The organism is Microbulbifer agarilyticus S89, from assembly GCF_000220505.1.
In the GTDB taxonomy this organism is placed as follows: Bacteria; Pseudomonadota; Gammaproteobacteria; order Pseudomonadales; family Cellvibrionaceae; genus Microbulbifer; species Microbulbifer agarilyticus_B.
In genome coordinates this window covers 59372-75496 of sequence record NZ_AFPJ01000034.1, presented here as the reverse complement: position 1 = coordinate 75496, position 16125 = coordinate 59372, and the positions used below count along the sequence as shown (strand labels likewise).

Here is a 16125-nt window from a genome sequence, read left to right as displayed (position 1 = left end):
TGCGACGATCCCGAAAATCCACACCCAGCACTTGCCTTCAAGTCGAACTATGCACTCTGAATTTCTGCGCGGACACTCTACAAAGAGCTATCCAAACGCAAGTCTTATTTATAGGAACGGTTTACGTAGTTCAACACCGCCTCAACAATAGGCTGGTTTGCATCGGGAAAGTGATATTCCGGCAGTTCACTTACAGGAACCCAGGCAAGCTCCTGCCCTTCGACGCCACGCTCCTTGCCCGCAAACTCGGTAACACACCAGGTATCCAGAAATACCTGCTTGTCGCCGTAGTCGTGTCGAACTTCGATCAGTGGCTCCATTGCCTTTACGTCAATATCGAGCTCTTCCTTCAGCTCACGCGTCATGGCCGCCTGAATAGATTCATTGTTCTCGACCTTGCCGCCGGGAAACTCCCAGCGGCCACCCATATGCAAGTGGTCGGGGCGCTTGGCCAGGAGAATGCGGCCGTCGGTGCCAAGAATCACCCCAACCGCGACATGAATATGTTTGATTGCGGCGCCGCTCATCAGGTGCGGTACTCCGCGTTGATGGTGACGTACTCGTGGGAGAAGTCGCAGGTCCAGATATGTTCGCTGACGTCGCCGCGCTGCAAATCTACGGAAATTGTAAATTCCGCCTGCTCGAAAACCTTCTGCCCGGCATCCTCGGTATAACTCGCTGCGCGCCCACCGGCCTCGACGATTTGCACATCGTCGAGATACACACAGATCTTGTTGGTTTCCAGGTCTTTTGCGCCGGCATTGCCAATCGCCATTACCAGTCGGCCCCAGTTGGGATCTGAGGCGTAGAGCGCCGTTTTTACCAGCGGGGATTCACCGATCTCAAACGCCATTCGCAACGCCTCTTCCGAGCTGGCGGCATTGTTCACCTGCACGGTAACGAACTTGGTCGCGCCCTCACCGTCTTTCACAATAGCCTGCGCCAATTCGATATGCACAGCAATAATGGCGGCCTTCAGCTGCGCATAGGTATCACTGTTTGTATCCGCAAGCTCCGGACCAGTGGCGCCACTGGCGATTAACACACAGGCATCGTTGGTCGAAGTGTCCCCGTCCACACTGATGCGGTTGAACGACGCCGCGACTGCTTCCTGTACCAGCGTATCCAAGACATTTTGTGGAATACGCGCATCGGTGGCGACATAGGCGAGCATGGTCGCCATATTGGGCTGGACCATGCCGGCGCCTTTGGCGATACCGACAATGGAGATGGTCTCACCGGCAATCTCTATCTGACGGCTTGCCGTTTTCGGGCGCGTGTCGGTGGTCATGATGGCCTTGGCGGCACTTTCCCATCCGTCTGCCTGCAGCTGCGCCGCGGCCGTGGGAATCGCATTCAAAATATTCTGCACCGGCAGGTGCTCGCCAATGACACCAGTGCTGAAAGGCAACACCTGCTGTGCGCTGGTGCCGAGTGCCTGGGCGACGCCCTCGCAGCAGCGGCTGGCATCCTGCAGCCCCCGCTCTCCCGTTGCCGCGTTGGCATTGCCAGCATTCACCAGCAGCGCGCGAATGCCGCCCTCGCGGATATGCTCTTTTGCCACCAGTACCGGGGCCGCACAAAACGCATTCTGGGTAAAAGTGGCGGAAACGCTGGCACCCTCGGCAATGTCGATCAGCAACAGGTCATTACGCTGCCAGTCTTTGACCTTGGCGGGAACGGCGGCAAGACGGATGCCGGGAATCGAAGGGAGAGGCTGCGCCATACGGATACGTCCTTGAACATTCACGAGTTAAGCGCAGATTATAAAGAAAAAGGCCCGCTGGTAAGAGCGGGCCTTTTAATAAGTCAGCAACAAGCCTGTGTTAAATGGTCAGAGTTGACCTCAGGATGTCGTGGAAGAAGTCAGCTTGCCATGGCACTGCTTGTACTTCTTACCGGAACCGCAGGGGCATGGGTCGTTGCGGCCAACGCGCGGACCGCGACGTACCGGCTCCGCACTCGGCTGCGCAGGTGCCGGGGCAGCTTCCTCACCCTCTGGCATGGCGGAAGCCTGTGCGTGTTGCAGTTCCAGCTGCTGGCGACGCTGCGCTTCCAGGCGGCGCTGCTCCATTTCTTCCATCTGCTCACGGGTCATCGGCTCAACGTGAGCCAGTACGCGAATCACCTCGTGTTTGAGGTTCTCCAGCAGCGTCTGGAACAGCTCGAACGACTCGCGCTTGAACTCCTGCTTGGGGTTTTTGTTGGCGTAAGCGCGCAGACCGATACCCGCACGCAGGTGATCCATGCTGGACAGGTGCTCCTTCCACAGCTGGTCGAGCACCTGCAACATCACCTGGCGCTCGATGGTCGGCATCAAGTTCTCATCCCCAGTGCTCTCGGCGATACGCGCCAGCTTCTGCTGGTATACACCCTGCGCTTCCGCGATGATTTTCTCACGCAGGCTCTCTTCATGCAGCGTTCGGTCTTCATCCAACCACTGCTTGATGGGCAGTTGCAGGCCGAGCTCAGAAGCCAGCTGCTGCTCTAGTGCGGGAATATCCCACTGCTCTTCCACGCTTTGCGGCGGCACATGGTTGGAGATCAGTTCATTCACCACATCGTCACGGATCGCGGTGATGGTATCGCTGATGGTTTCGGCTTCCAGCAACTCGTTGCGCTGGGAGTAGATCACCTGGCGCTGGTCATTGGCCACATCATCGTATTCCAGCAGCTGCTTACGAATATCAAAGTTGCGGCCTTCTACACGGCGCTGCGCTTTTTCGATGGCATTGGAGACCATGCGGTGCTCGATTGCCTCGCCACGCTCCATGCCCAGCATCTGCATAAAGTTCTTCACCCGGTCGGAGGCGAAGATACGCATCAGATTGTCTTCCAGGGACAGGTAGAAGCGGGTTACACCCGGGTCACCCTGACGGCCAGCACGGCCGCGCAACTGGTTGTCGATACGACGGGACTCGTGGCGCTCGGTACCGATAATATGCAGGCCGCCGGCCTCAATCACGGTCTCGTGGCGGGTCGCCCAGTCTGCCTTGATCTTGTCGATTTCTTCTGCGGTGGCATCACGCTTCTCGCGCTCCTGCAGCTCCTCAACTTCCGCTTCCCAGTTACCACCGAGCACAATATCCGTACCGCGGCCGGCCATGTTAGTAGCAATGGTTACGGTACCCGGGCGGCCGGCCTGGGCAATGATCTGCGCTTCTTTTTCGTGGAACTTGGCGTTCAGTACCTGGTGCTCGATCTTGGCTTTTTGCAGCAGGCGCGACATCTCTTCGGACGTCTCGATGGACGCGGTGCCCACCAGGATCGGCGCCTTCTTGTCGCGGCAGTATTTGATGTCCTCGATGATCGCTTCGAGCTTTTCATCTTTGGTGAGGTACACCAGGTCATTCAGGTCTTCGCGCTGCTTCTCGCGGTTGGTGGGGATAACCACCACGTCCAGACCGTAGATCTGACGGAACTCAAACGCTTCGGTATCTGCGGTACCGGTCATACCCGCCAGTTTGGGGTAAAAGCGGAACAGGTTCTGGAAAGTGGTGGAGGCCAGGGTCTGGCTCTCGCTCTGAATCTGAACATTCTCTTTTGCTTCGAGCGCCTGGTGCAGGCCCTCGGACAGGCGACGGCCCGGCATGGTGCGGCCGGTGTGCTCGTCGATCAACACCACCTGGCCGTTCTGCACGATGTAATCCACATCTTTGTTGAACAGCACGTGCGCGCGCAGTGCGGCGTTGACATGGTGCAGCAGGCCCAGGTTTCCCGGCGCATACAGGGATTCGTCTTCTTTCAGCAGGCCGCCACGGGTAAGCAAGTCTTCGATCAGCTGGTGGCCATCTTCGGTCATCTCTACCTGGCGGGTCTTCTCATCCACCGTGTAGTGACCTTCACCGCCCTCTTCACCGCGTTCCAACTGCGGTACCAGCTTATTCATGGCCATGTACAGCTGGGAGGAATCTTCCGCGGCACCGGAGATGATCAGCGGGGTACGCGCTTCATCGATCAGGATGGAGTCCACCTCATCCACAATCGCAAAATTCTGTGGGCGCTGGGTGCGATCTTCCTTGCGCAGCACCATGTTGTCGCGCAAATAGTCAAAGCCGAACTCATTGTTGGTGCCGTAAGTGATATCCGCCTGATAGGCTTCCTGCTTTTCCGCCGGGTGCTGCTGGGAAACCACAATACCCACGCTCAGCCCCAGGAATTCATACACAGGGCGCATCCAGTTGGCGTCACGCGCGGCCAGATAGTCGTTCACCGTGATGATATGTACGCCTTTACCCTCTAGCGCATTCAGGTACGCCGGCAGGGTTGCTACCAGGGTCTTACCCTCACCGGTACGCATCTCCGCGATGCGGCCTTCGTGCAGGGTCATACCACCGATCATCTGTACGTCAAAGTGGCGCATGCCCAGAGTACGTGAACCGGCTTCACGCACCGCAGCAAACGCCTCCGGCAGCAGGCTATCCAGCTTCTCGCCGTTCGCCAGGCGTTGCTTGAATTCGTCCGTCTTGGCTTTCAGCGCCGTGTCGTCCAGCGCCTTATATTCGTCTTCCAGCGCATTGATCTTGCTAACGACCTTGCGCATGCGCTTGAGCTCGCGATCATTTTTCGACCCGAAGACTGTTTTTATCAGATTGCCAATCATTATTCAGAAACCACATTAATGCTGATTATGCCCGCAGGACCTGTCGTGACGGTGCTGCGCGGAAAGAGTGCAAGTAAACAGGAAGGCGCCATACGCCGCAACAGTCTTGCCCAGAGATAGAGCTAAAGTTGCGGGCACCAGGGCGGGATTACAAGGGTCCCGCCGCGCCATGATAGAGGATAGTTGTTATCTGCCGGTGCGGCGGATGTAGCTGGCGGGATCGACCGGACGGTCGTTTTTGTAGACTTCAAAGTGGACGTGCGGGCCGGTAGAGCGGCCACTGGAACCCATCAAGGCAATCACCTGGCCCTTTTTCACGATATCACCCAGCTTGACCTTGATCTCACTGTTGTGGCCGTAGCGGGTTTTATAGCCGTTACCGTGGTTGATCTCGACCAGCTGGCCATAGCCGTAGCGGTCTTCGGCCCAGGTCACCACGCCGGCGGCCACGGAAACCACGTCAGAGCCGCGCTTACCGGCGAAATCCACACCTTTATGCCAGGAGCGGCGGCCGCTGAAAGGATCCGTACGGTAGCCGTAGCGCGATGACATCCAGCCACGGGTAATGGGACGCCCGGCGATAAACTGCTCATCCTGCAACTGCTGGCGGCTGATCAGGCTATCCAGAGTCTGCAATTGCATCTGACGGTCTTCAATTTGATCCGACAGATCGCCGATCACTTCGAGGAATTCGGGGGGCTGGTAGGGAAGATCGCTGGTGCCGGCGATACCCGAATCCTCGGGGCCACCGACAGCAGGGGTAACACCAAACTGAAACTCACCTTCATCCAGCTTTGCAATGGTGGTGAGCCGCTCACCCAGCGCGTCCAGGCGGGTCAGGCGCGCCTGCAACTCGGCCAGTTTGACGGTGAGCGCCGTGAGCTGCTCGCGCGCCTGCTGATCCGCATCAGAGATTTGATCCTGCTGCTTACGCAGCGCCTTGTTCCACGCCTTCACCGCGCGCGAGTCGAATACGTCGGACTCGGTCGCCGGCAAGTTCGCACCAATGAAAAAGGCGCCAACAGGGAGCCCCAACAGGCACAGGCCGAGCAAAGCTTTGCTCAAGCCGCCGAAGTTGAAGCTGCGGGAAACACCGCCGCGATCATTGACGAGGATAACTTTCATAGCAAGCGTGTAAGGTTTGCGACACATTGTTGTTGTAATGATTTGGTCACCAGCAGCTACCGGGACGGATCAGATCAAACTGATCCAATGGTGTAACTTCTGCTGTAACCGGGACTGTCGCATCCTGCTATGTCCCAAGGCCATCCTCAGTGGCAAGTTGCCGGCCAATGTATCACGTACTGGCGGCTAAAAAAGCGTAGTGGCGCAGAAATCTTCCGGCACCGACACACAAAAAAGCCGGCAATTTTCGTGCCGGCTTTCTCGCTACGCGCCTCTTACACCGCCAGGATTGGCTTGACGTAAGAGATAGGCGCTTCTTCCTGTTCACCCTCGAAGGTGACCATTTCCCAGGCGTCTTCCTGCGCCATCAGGGTGCGCAACGACTTGTTGTTCAATGCGTGGCCAGATTTGAAGGCCTTGAACTCACCAATCACGCTCGTACCCAACAGGTACAGGTCACCGATGGCGTCAAGAATCTTGTGTTTTACGAATTCATCTTCGTAACGCAGGCCGCCCTCATTCAGGATGCGGTACTGGTCAATAACAATGGCGTTATCTACGCTACCACCCTGTACCAGGCCTTTGGAGCGCAGATACTCGATCTCGTGCATAAAACCAAAGGTACGCGCACGGCTCACTTCTTTAACGAAAGAGGTGCTGGAGAAATCGACCGCTGAGGTCAGATTGCGCCCCTGGAATACCGGGTGGTCAAAATCAATAGTGAAGGAAACCTTAAAGCCATTGAAAGGCAGGAAGCTCGCGACCTTGTCGCCCTCTTCAACGGTTACCGGCTTCTTGATCCGCAGGAACTTCTTCGGAGCGGCTTGCTCCTGAATACCTGCAGACTGAATCAGGAATACGAAAGGACCGGCGCTGCCGTCCATAATCGGCACTTCTTGGGCAGACAGCTCAACAATCGCATTGTCGATACCCAGGCCCGCCATTGCGGACAGCAGGTGCTCAACGGTAGCGACACGCACATCGCCCTTCACCAGAGTGGTGGAAAGCAGGGTATCGCCCACATTTTCGGCACGTGCTTCAATCTCAACCACCGGGTCCAAATCGACCCGACGGAAAACGATACCACTGTTCACCGGCGCCGGTTTCAGGGTCAAAATCACCTTTTTACCGGTATGCAGGCCTACGCCAGTAGCACGAATTGCGTTCTTGAGAGTGCGCTGTTTGATCATCTATATCTAGGTTCCCAATCGGTGAGCGGCACACGAGCCGCAGCGAGCCGGCGATAGTAACAGAAAATCCACGCCAAAACTACAGAAACCCCTTCGGTCATCTCTGCAAGAACAGCACGGCCTTTCCGCTCTGACAAGCTTAAGCATAGCCTAGCGCGAAGACTCCAACGCCAAACCAGTGCACAGGATTACCAATAATTGTACGCTCTCGCCGACACAGCGGCGCTACAGAACCTACTGGTCACCAATCTCTCAGTTTTTGTTATTCCATTGTTCCTCTATCAAGCAACGCTTCCTTGCGCCGGATTATTCTTTATTTCATCCCTGAGCAGTCGTCGTCAGCAGGCTGCGCCGACAGGCTCCAGGTGACAGACCCCGTGTTTCCAAGTCCTGCCACCCTCACCAGAGCGGGCGAACGCCCGGGGTTTCACCGGGCGAGGACATGAGCAAATGCCGCCCCTACTCTGGGGAGCCTGCTCGACTTAGTCCGCCTGTCGACGCAAGAACGCAGGAATATCCAGATATTCCATGTCCTGGTCGGAAGGATTAATCGGCGGCATCGTGCGCTTGCGCTCACCCTCCGCGCGCGGTGCGGTGTGCACATCCTTGGACTCACGAGTCGCGTCGGCAGTCGCAGCCGGGCGCGCGGTTTCACGCGGTTCCTGACGACGGGTGTTGTCCACCACTTTGGTCGGGCGCGCGACTTGTGCAGACGCTTCACCCAGCCCGGCAGCGACAACGGTCACCCGCATTTCGTCACCCAGCTTGTCATCTACGGCGGTGCCGATCACCACCGTCGCATCATCGGAGGCAATTTCCTGCACAATCTGGCCCACTTCGGAGTACTCACCCAGGGTCAGTTCCTGGCAGCCTGCATCCTCGCTACCGGTAATGATGTTGACCAGGATGCCGCGTGCACCCTGCAGGTTCACGTTATCCAGCAGCGGGCTGCGCACCGCTTTTTCCGCCGCTTCGCGGGCGCGGTTTTCACCAACTGCCGCACCGGAGCCCATCATCGCCATGCCCATTTCAGACATAACGGTACGCACATCGGCGAAGTCCACATTCATGATACCCGGGCGGATCATCAGGTCCGCAATACCCTGTACGGCGCCCAACAGCACATTGTCGGCTTCCTTGTAGGCCGCCTTCATGGTGATCTTGTTGCCGAGTACTTCCAGCAGACGATCGTTGGGAATGGTAATCAGCGAGTCGACCTTGTCACGCAGCTCAAGGATGCCCTCTTCCGCGACCGTGGTGCGCTTGCGACCTTCAATCATGAATGGGCGCGTAACGACAGCAACGGTAAGAATGCCAAGATCCTTGGCGATCTCTGCGACGATCGGCGCACCACCGGTACCCGTACCGCCCCCCATGCCCGCGGTAATAAATACCATGTCGGCTCCGGTCAGCACTTCCGCGATGCGCTCTCGATCCTCAAGCGCAGACTGACGGCCCACCTCAGGATTCGCACCGGCTCCCAGTCCGCGGGTAATGGTGTTACCCAGCTGCAGAATGGTTTGTGCTTCCACATCTTTCAGGGCCTGGGCATCGGTATTGGCGCAGATGAAATCTACACCGTCTACATCGCAAGCGATCATGTGCTTCACGGCGTTGCCGCCGCCACCTCCCACACCAATCACTTTGATGACAGGCTTATCCTGTACGCTATCTACGAGTTCGAACATTGCTGTTCCCCTTTTTTGCTCATGTCTAAATTTAATTATCGATCCCGGTAATTATTTTTTGCTTCAGAGGTTGCCTCTGAACCAGTGCTTAACCTTGTCCCACCACTGATTTTCACTGTGCTTGACGCTTGGCTGCCTGCCCTTGTTTTCCTCGGATTGGATTGCGTACATCAGCAAGCCAACACCGGTGGAATAAATTGGATTACTTACGATATCCGTAAGACCAGAGATCCCCTGGGGTACCGCGAGACGCACCGGCATATGGAAAATTTCCTCGGCCAGTTCCACCGCACCTTCCATCTTTGACGAGCCGCCGGTGAGTACGATGCCCGCCGCGCATAAATCTTCAAAACCGCTGCGGCGCAACTCCGCCTGTACCAACGTAAACAGTTCGTCGTAGCGCGGCTCTACCACCTCAGCCAAAGCCTGCCGGGAGAGATCCCGTGGAGCGCGGTCGCCGACACTCGGTACCTTAATGGTCTCGCCTTCCCGGGCAAGTTTTGCCAGCGCGCAGGCGTATTTGATTTTCAGGTCCTCGGCATGCGGCGTGGGTGTCCGCAGGGCCATGGCGATATCATTGGTGACCTGGTCCCCTGCGATCGGGATCACGCCGGTGTGGCGAATAGAACCGCCAGTAAACACGGCGATATCCGTGGTACCGCCACCGATATCGACCATGCATACACCCAGCTCTTTTTCGTCGTCGGTCAGCACCGCATAGCTTGAGGCCAGCTGCTCAAGAATCACGTCTTCCACTTCCAGGCCGCAGCGACGAATACACTTCTCGATATTCTGTGCCGCATTTACCGCGCCGCTCACCAGATGCACCTTGGCCTCTAGGCGGACTCCGGACATTCCCAACGGTTCCTTTACACCCTCCTGGTTATCGATCAGGTATTCCTGGGGCAGGGTGTGCAATATTTTTTGATCCGCAGGAATCGCCACGGCACGAGCCGCGTCAATCACTCGGTCCAGGTCTTGCTGCGTAACTTCACGATCCTTGATCGCGACAATTCCGTGTGAGTTCAAGCTGCGAATATGGCTGCCGGCGATGCCCGCATACACCGAATGAATCTCGCACCCGGCCATCAACTCGGCCTCTTCCACGGCGCGTTGAATGGACTGCACCGTGGATTCGATATTCACCACCACGCCACGCTTCATACCTGTGGAGCGATGAGAGCCGATGCCGACGATGTTCAGTTCGCCGTCTCCGGAAACTTCGCCGACGATCGCAACTACCTTGGACGTACCGATATCCAGCCCGACGATCATGCGTGGTTCAGAGGATTGTGTCATTGGATTTTCAACCTCGCGAGACGCGGTGCCGATCCGCATTTTGAATGCCAGATCAGGACGAAGCCTCGCATTTTATCAACCTATTTTGTTGTCAGTTTTTTGTTTGTTCCGTTTCTTTCCATTGCACCGCAACTGCATTGTTGTAACGGGCATCCACGCCCGCAATTTTTTGCAGATGCGGCGCCAGTACGCCGCGCGTCAAGCTGAGGAAACGACCAACGCGCTCCAACAACTCATCGTGGCCAAGCTGCAGGCGGATACCGCTCACCAGCTCCAGCTGCCATCCCGCCAGGTCATCAAATGACAAGCGGCGCACTTCCATATCTTTGGTGGTTAGCAGCCCGGCCAACGCCTGATACTGCATCATTATTCGATCCACCAGATCGGCATCTCCCGCTAGTTCCGGCAAACGCAAATCACGTAAATTCTCTGGCCGTGGCAGCAACGCGCCACTCGCAACCAACAGGTGATCATCACCCCAAATCGCCAGAGGCTCCGCCTCCTCGATAACAACCTCAACCCCATGTGGCCAACGTCGACTTACCGATGCATTCACGATCCACGGATCGCGCAGCAGCGCATCGCGCACCCCATCAATATCCACAGCGAAGAAGCCATTGCGCAGGTGGGGTAACAAAATGTCCTCCACCGCTTTTTCACTCACTGCGCGAAACGGTGCCTTTACCCGCACATTGACCAGAGCCTCTTGCCGACTCGGTGCAACACTGGGTGCCTGCTGCCAAAGCCAGTGCGCGGCATAGCCGAGCCCGGACGCGACCAGTGCCAGCAGCCCAAGCATCGCGACGATACGCAAGGCACCGGGCGATGCTTCTTGGCCCGGGTCCGGCAGGGCGCGCGCACCACGTACCGGTTTTTTTCCTTTCTTGGGCTTCGCGACTTTATCGCGCGATGCTTTTTTGTTCGCTGCCACGGCTATAAGTCACCGCAATTTTCGTTTATTAACTGTTAATAACTCGGTGCCGTGGGCACGCTACTTGTCACCAAGACGCCACTCGGACAGTTGCTGGGCGAGTCCACCAACGTTGCCGGCTCCCTGGGTCAGCACGATATCCCCGGGCTCCAGCAGGTCCGCAAGAATCGGCGGCACCTGGTCCACTGTCTCCACAAAAATCGGATCGACCTGTCCACGGTTCCGGATGCTCCGCGCCAAGGTCCTACCATCGGCGCCGGGGATCACCGCTTCGCCCGCGCTATATACATCCAGAAGAACCAGTTTGTCGACCTCAGATAGCACCTGCACAAAATCTTCGAACAAATCCCGGGTACGGGTATAACGATGCGGCTGGTATACCATCACCAGACGCCGCTCCGGCCAACCATCGCGCACGGTCTTGATGGTCGCGGCCACTTCGCGTGGGTGGTGGCCGTAATCATCCACCAACATGACTTTCGCCGCTTGCTGATCATCACTGACCGGGTACTCGCCGTAAATTTGAAAACGTCGCCCCACCCCCTGAAAACCTTTCAGGCCTTCGCGAATAGCGGTGTCGCTCACCCCCTCTTCCGTTGCTACGGCGATCGCAGCGGTGGCGTTCAGCACATTGTGAATACCCGGGACATTCACACACACGTCAATAACGCTACCATCCGGACGTTGTACGTCGAAAAAGCTGCGCAGCGGTTCTTGGCGAACATTACTGACTCGGAAATCGTTGTCCTCTTCAAAACCGTAGGTAGCAACCGGCCGGGCCAGTTTGGGGATAATTTCCTGCACATTGGCATCGTCACCACACATCACCGCCAGGCCGTAAAACGGTAGGTTGTGGATAAAGTCGATGAAGATCTGCTTCACTTTTTCAAAGTCGCCGCCATAGGTTTCCATATGGTCGGCATCAATATTGGTCACCACGGTAACCATGGGCTGCAGGTGCAGGAAAGACGCATCACTTTCGTCTGCCTCGGCCACCAGGTATCGGCTCTCACCCAGGGCCGCATTGGCTCCCGCGCTATTTACCAGGCCACCGATAACGAACGTCGGATCCTTGCCATCGGCGGCGAAAATCGATGCGATCAGGCTGGTCGTCGTGGTCTTGCCGTGGGTACCTGCCACCGCAATGCCATAGCGGTAACGCATTAACTCACCCAGCATTTCTGCGCGGCGTACCACTGGGATCCGGTTTTCCCGTGCTGCGGTGAGCTCGGGGTTATCCCCATAAATGGCCGATGAGTTCACCACCACATCAACATCACGGACATTCTCTTCGGTGTGACCAATTTGCACTTTCACACCCAGGTTACGCAGGCGCTCGGTCACCTTGCTCTCACGCAAATCAGAGCCAGAAACCTCATAGCCCTGATTTTGCAATACTTCCGCAATACCGCTCATACCGGCACCACCGACACCAATAAAATGGATGCGTCGAATACGGCGCATGGCCGGAACCTGGTAGTTACGTTCACCGGATGGCGTCATTACCTTTCCTGTCGCGGCGCTTTTGGTTAAATCTTCAGACATCTCAGCACCTCAATTCTTCACTGCATACGGCCAACACGCGGTCGGTCGCATCGGGCTTGGCCACTCGGCGCGCGGCCTCGGCCATAGCCAATAATTTTGTTGGGTCGGCAAACAAGCTTTCCAGCAATTGCGCCAATTGCGGAGCATCAAGATCATCTTGCTGAATCACTGTTGCCGCGCCCGCCTGCTGCAGCCATTCACCGTTCTTGGTTTGGTGGTCGTCAATCGCAAACGGAAACGGAACCATAATTGCACCCAGTCCGGCAGCGGCGATCTCGGAAACCGTCAGCGCACCGGAGCGACAAATCACCAGGTCCGCCTGAGCGTACGCCGTCGCCATATCGGCAATAAATGGCACCACATTCGCGGAGACACCAGCGCGTTCGTAGGCTTCCTTCGCCACGTCCAGATGCCGTTGCCCCGCTTGATGCACCACCTGCGGACGTCGTTCTTCGGTCATCTCGGCCAGCGCTCGTGGCACCAGCTCATTGATCGCCACGGCGCCCAGGCTGCCGCCCAACACGAGCAGGCGTGGGGGCTGCACCTTACCCACCCGCGACGCAGGAGCGGGCAACTGGGCAATTTCCATCCGTACCGGGTTGCCAACTTCCTCAGCTCTTGGCAATCCACTGGGAAACGCCTCAAGAACTCGACAGGCAATTTTTGCCAGTAACCGGTTGGTCGTTCCCGCTACGGCGTTTTGCTCGTGGATGATCAACGGCACACCGGCGAGGCGCGCGGCAACACCGCCCGGGCCAGTGGCAAAACCGCCAAATCCCAACACCGCATCGGGCTTCACTGCACTCACCACTTTGCGTGCCTGCCATACCGCTTTGCTGATCTGCAGAGGTGCTTTTAGCAACGCTGCCTTACCTTTGCCACGCACCCCTTCCACGGTAATAAAGTGCAGGGGAATGTCTGCCGCGGGGATCAATTGCGACTCAATACCACGCATGGTGCCGAGCCACTCGATGGATGCGCCCTGATCCCGCAACGCATTGGCCACCGCCAGCGCCGGGAATACATGGCCACCAGTACCGCCGGCCATCATCAAAATTTTCTTGCCAGAGAAGCGCTTGTCGGTCACGGTCGTATCCATCACGCGGCCTCCCCGGATTTTCTGTCGCCCAGCTGTAACGGATTGAAGATCGGCAACTGGCTGATCTTTTCAATACGCCCCTGGTCCTGCCCCTCTTCACGGTTCAATTCTTTCTGCGCGCGCAGCGCCAGTGCAAACAAGGCAAAGCACACAACCAAACTGGAGCCGCCGGAGCTGACGAATGGCAAGGTGAGCCCCTTGGTGGGCAGCAGCCCTGAGGCAACCCCCATATTTACGAAGGCCTGTCCAGCCAGCAGCACCGCAATACCGAAGGTGAGCAGCGCAGCAAAGTAGGCCTGTGTAGCCAGCGCTTTGCGCACCAATCGCAACAGCGACCACGTCAATGCGGCATACAGCGCGATAACCACCAGGCCGCCGATCAAACCCCACTCCTCAGCCAAAATCGCAAAGACAAAATCCGTATGCGCCTCCGGCAGGTAAAACAATTTCTGTACGCTGTTACCCAGGCCGACACCAAACCATTCGCCTCGCCCGAACGCAATCAGTGACTGGGTCAACTGATAGCCCGCCGCATACTGCTCCGCCCAGGGATCCCAGAAGGTTGTTAAACGCTGCAAGCGGTAGGGACTAAAAATCGCCATCATCACCAGGCCGCAAGCGGCAACAGCCACCAACATAAAGGTATGCGGCAAGCGCGCGCCGGCCAGAAATACCATCGCCAGGGCGGTACCCGAGATCACCACCACCGATCCGAAGTCGGGCTCCAGAAGCAACAACAGTGCAACAATGCCCAGTACTGAAATCGGCACCATAAAGCTGCTCCAGTGACGCAGCTTTTCGTGACGCCGCGTCAGGAAACTGGCAAAAAATACCAAGCAGCAGAACTTGGCTACCTCGGCGGGCTGCACCGTGATTGGCCCCAGGGCAATCCAGCGCATACTGCCATTCACAGCGCGGCCGATACCTGGAATCAGTACCGCTACCAGCATGGCGACTGCGAATATCAGCAGCGTCCAGGACAGGTTCGACCAGGTATTGAGCGAGATCCGGCTTAGGATCAACGCCCCCACAATGCCCGCGGCCAAGAACACCAGGTGGCGCTTGAGGAAATACCACTGGTCGTTGTACAGGTCCGCTGCAAATGCCACGGATGCCGAGGCAACCATCACCACACCAATACTCGCCAGCGCGGCGACGCAAAAAGGCAGCACCCAGGCATAGGGATCAATCGACTGGTTCGCGGCATTCAGGGGCAACTTACTCATCGCAGCGCCTCCCTGTCCGCGCCACCAGCGGATACCAGCACGTCTACCGCACGGCGAAAATCTTCGCCGCGCGCTTCGAAATTGCGATACATATCAAAGCTGGCACAGGCCGGTGACAGCAGTACAAAGTCGCCCGAATGCGCCATCGCGCGTGCCTTCGCTACCGCATCAGTCATATCGCTCGCGGTCACCTGCGGCACGCGATCGGCAAACACACTGGCGATTTTCGGACCATCCACGCCGATCGTAACCAGGCCGCGCAACGCGCCTGCCGCTTCGCCCAGCGGTGAAAAATCCGCACCTTTACCGTCGCCACCGGCAATCAGAACAATCTTGCGTTCGTCATCCGCGAGACCATCCAGCGCGGCGCGCGTAGCGCCAACATTGGTGCCTTTTGAATCATTCACAAACACAACACCGTCGATATCACCGACCCGCTCACAGCGGTGTGTCAGCCCGGTAAACTGACGCAGCACCTGCAACATCGCCGGCATTTCCATACCTACCGCATACCCCAGCGCCAGCGCGGCGAGTGCATTAGCAATATTGTGGCTACCCACCATTGCCATTGCGTCGGTACGCAATAATTTTTCCGTACCCTGGGCAAGCCACTGGTCTGCGCCGTCGCGGATAACCCCAAACTGGCGCAGATCCGGGCGGTCGAGGCCAAAGCTCCACTCCACCCGGTCTTTACCGAGCGGGCCGCGGGTCAGCGGGTCAGCCCGATTGATCACCAGCTGCTGCGCATGGCGGTACACGCGCTGCTTCGCCTGGTGGTAGGCGGCCATATTTGGATAGCGATCCATATGATCCGCGCTCATATTCAGGATGGTCGCCACATCTGGCGCCAGGGAGTAGGTGGTTTCCAGCTGGAAACTAGACAACTCCAACACAAACACGTCCGGCAAGTTCGTCCCGCATTGCGCCAGCATATCGAGCACCGGCACACCGATATTGCCGCCCACCTCAACGCTGAACCCGGCGGCGGAGACCATCTCCCCCATCAGAGTGGTCACGGTGCTTTTGCCGTTGGAACCCGTAATCGCAATAATTTTCGGGCGCTGCTCAAGACGATTTAATTCGCGCGCAAATAGTTCGATGTCACCTACAACCGGGACACCCGCAGCCATAGCTGCGGCAATCGCGGGTTCCGCGACGCCCACACCGGGGCTGGCAATAATTTCACTGGCGGCAAGCAAGGTGTCTGGGTTCAGCGGACCGCACTCGACCGCCACTTCCGGATACTCCGCGCGGAACTGTACCAGTGCTGGCGGAGCCTCACGGCTATCAACAACCACAGGAGAAATTCCCTGGCGCAGCAGATAACGCACCACCGATTGCCCGGTAGCACCCAATCCGATTACCACTTTTTTCTCTGAAGTTGCGATAAGGTTCATTGTCGATTTATGTTTCTGTTTA

At 57.4% G+C, this 16125-nt stretch carries 12 protein-coding genes; all 12 read right to left on the bottom strand.

Translation table 11 applies throughout. The features are described 5' to 3' along the window. Positions 1-104 precede the first annotated feature (104 nt). The 12 genes from mutT to murD all read right to left on the bottom strand — a co-directional run bounded on the left by mutT (position 105) and on the right by murD (position 16103). Positions 105-527, bottom strand: a complete 423-nt coding sequence (gene mutT / locus AS89_RS0110440; RefSeq protein WP_010132549.1) for an 8-oxo-dGTP diphosphatase MutT — start codon at positions 525-527, stop codon at positions 105-107. Continuing rightward, positions 527-1726: a bifunctional glutamate N-acetyltransferase/amino-acid acetyltransferase ArgJ gene (gene argJ / locus AS89_RS0110435; protein ID WP_010132547.1), complete on the bottom strand. Its 1200-nt coding sequence runs from the start codon at positions 1724-1726 to the stop codon at positions 527-529. The genes mutT and argJ overlap by 1 nt, the downstream gene beginning before the upstream one ends. 120 nt (positions 1727-1846) lie before the next feature. Further along, the gene (gene secA / locus AS89_RS0110430; protein WP_010132546.1) at positions 1847-4603 is read right to left on the bottom strand and encodes a preprotein translocase subunit SecA; all 2757 of its coding nucleotides are present in this window, start codon (positions 4601-4603) and stop codon (positions 1847-1849) included. A gap of 186 nt (positions 4604-4789) precedes the next feature. Further along, positions 4790-5728: a M23 family metallopeptidase gene (locus AS89_RS0110425; RefSeq protein ID WP_010132545.1), complete on the bottom strand. Its 939-nt coding sequence runs from the start codon at positions 5726-5728 to the stop codon at positions 4790-4792. 275 nt (positions 5729-6003) lie between these two features. Next, entirely contained in the window at positions 6004-6918 is a 915-nt protein-coding gene (lpxC, locus tag AS89_RS0110420) for a UDP-3-O-acyl-N-acetylglucosamine deacetylase (protein WP_010132544.1), read from the bottom strand. Between the two features lie 482 nt (positions 6919-7400). After that, on the bottom strand, positions 7401-8606 hold the full coding sequence (gene ftsZ / locus AS89_RS0110415) for a cell division protein FtsZ (RefSeq protein ID WP_010132543.1): 1206 nt from the start codon (positions 8604-8606) through the stop codon (positions 7401-7403). Between the two features lie 63 nt (positions 8607-8669). Further along, a complete protein-coding gene (ftsA, locus tag AS89_RS0110410) occupies positions 8670-9905 on the bottom strand; it encodes a cell division protein FtsA (protein ID WP_010132542.1) in 1236 nt (411 codons plus the stop codon). Between the two features lie 91 nt (positions 9906-9996). Beyond that, positions 9997-10836 (bottom strand): cell division protein FtsQ/DivIB, encoded by an 840-nt coding sequence (locus AS89_RS0110405; RefSeq protein WP_010132541.1) that lies wholly within the window; start codon positions 10834-10836, stop codon positions 9997-9999. 60 nt (positions 10837-10896) lie between these two features. Then, positions 10897-12339 carry a UDP-N-acetylmuramate--L-alanine ligase gene (gene murC, locus AS89_RS0110400; protein WP_010132540.1) on the bottom strand — a complete coding sequence of 481 codons (1443 nt, stop codon included), beginning with the start codon at positions 12337-12339 and terminating at the stop codon, positions 10897-10899. Between the two features lie 43 nt (positions 12340-12382). Continuing rightward, positions 12383-13480, bottom strand: a complete 1098-nt coding sequence (gene murG / locus AS89_RS0110395; RefSeq protein ID WP_010132539.1) for an undecaprenyldiphospho-muramoylpentapeptide beta-N-acetylglucosaminyltransferase — start codon at positions 13478-13480, stop codon at positions 12383-12385. After that, the gene (gene ftsW / locus AS89_RS17320; protein ID WP_010132538.1) at positions 13480-14706 is read right to left on the bottom strand and encodes a putative lipid II flippase FtsW; all 1227 of its coding nucleotides are present in this window, start codon (positions 14704-14706) and stop codon (positions 13480-13482) included. Before ftsW ends, murG begins: the two co-directional genes overlap by 1 nt. Beyond that, positions 14703-16103 (bottom strand): UDP-N-acetylmuramoyl-L-alanine--D-glutamate ligase, encoded by a 1401-nt coding sequence (gene murD / locus AS89_RS0110385; RefSeq protein ID WP_010132537.1) that lies wholly within the window; start codon positions 16101-16103, stop codon positions 14703-14705. The genes ftsW and murD overlap by 4 nt, the downstream gene beginning before the upstream one ends. Positions 16104-16125 lie beyond the last annotated feature (22 nt).

Bases quoted from the DNA above. Each gene is read 5' to 3' on its own strand.
- mutT (WP_010132549.1), bottom strand. From the start codon at position 527: ATGAGCGGCGCCGCAATCAAACATATTCATGTCGCGGTTGGGGTGATT.
- argJ (WP_010132547.1), bottom strand. From the start codon at position 1,726: ATGGCGCAGCCTCTCCCTTCGATTCCCGGCATCCGTCTTGCCGCCGTT.
- secA (WP_010132546.1), bottom strand. From the start codon at position 4,603: ATGATTGGCAATCTGATAAAAACAGTCTTCGGGTCGAAAAATGATCGC.
- AS89_RS0110425 (WP_010132545.1), bottom strand. From the start codon at position 5,728: ATGAAAGTTATCCTCGTCAATGATCGCGGCGGTGTTTCCCGCAGCTTC.
- lpxC (WP_010132544.1), bottom strand. From the start codon at position 6,918: ATGATCAAACAGCGCACTCTCAAGAACGCAATTCGTGCTACTGGCGTA.
- ftsZ (WP_010132543.1), bottom strand. From the start codon at position 8,606: ATGTTCGAACTCGTAGATAGCGTACAGGATAAGCCTGTCATCAAAGTG.
- ftsA (WP_010132542.1), bottom strand. From the start codon at position 9,905: ATGACACAATCCTCTGAACCACGCATGATCGTCGGGCTGGATATCGGT.
- murC (WP_010132540.1), bottom strand. From the start codon at position 12,339: ATGACGCCATCCGGTGAACGTAACTACCAGGTTCCGGCCATGCGCCGT.
- murG (WP_010132539.1), bottom strand. From the start codon at position 13,480: ATGGATACGACCGTGACCGACAAGCGCTTCTCTGGCAAGAAAATTTTG.
- ftsW (WP_010132538.1), bottom strand. From the start codon at position 14,706: ATGAGTAAGTTGCCCCTGAATGCCGCGAACCAGTCGATTGATCCCTAT.
- murD (WP_010132537.1), bottom strand. From the start codon at position 16,103: ATGAACCTTATCGCAACTTCAGAGAAAAAAGTGGTAATCGGATTGGGT.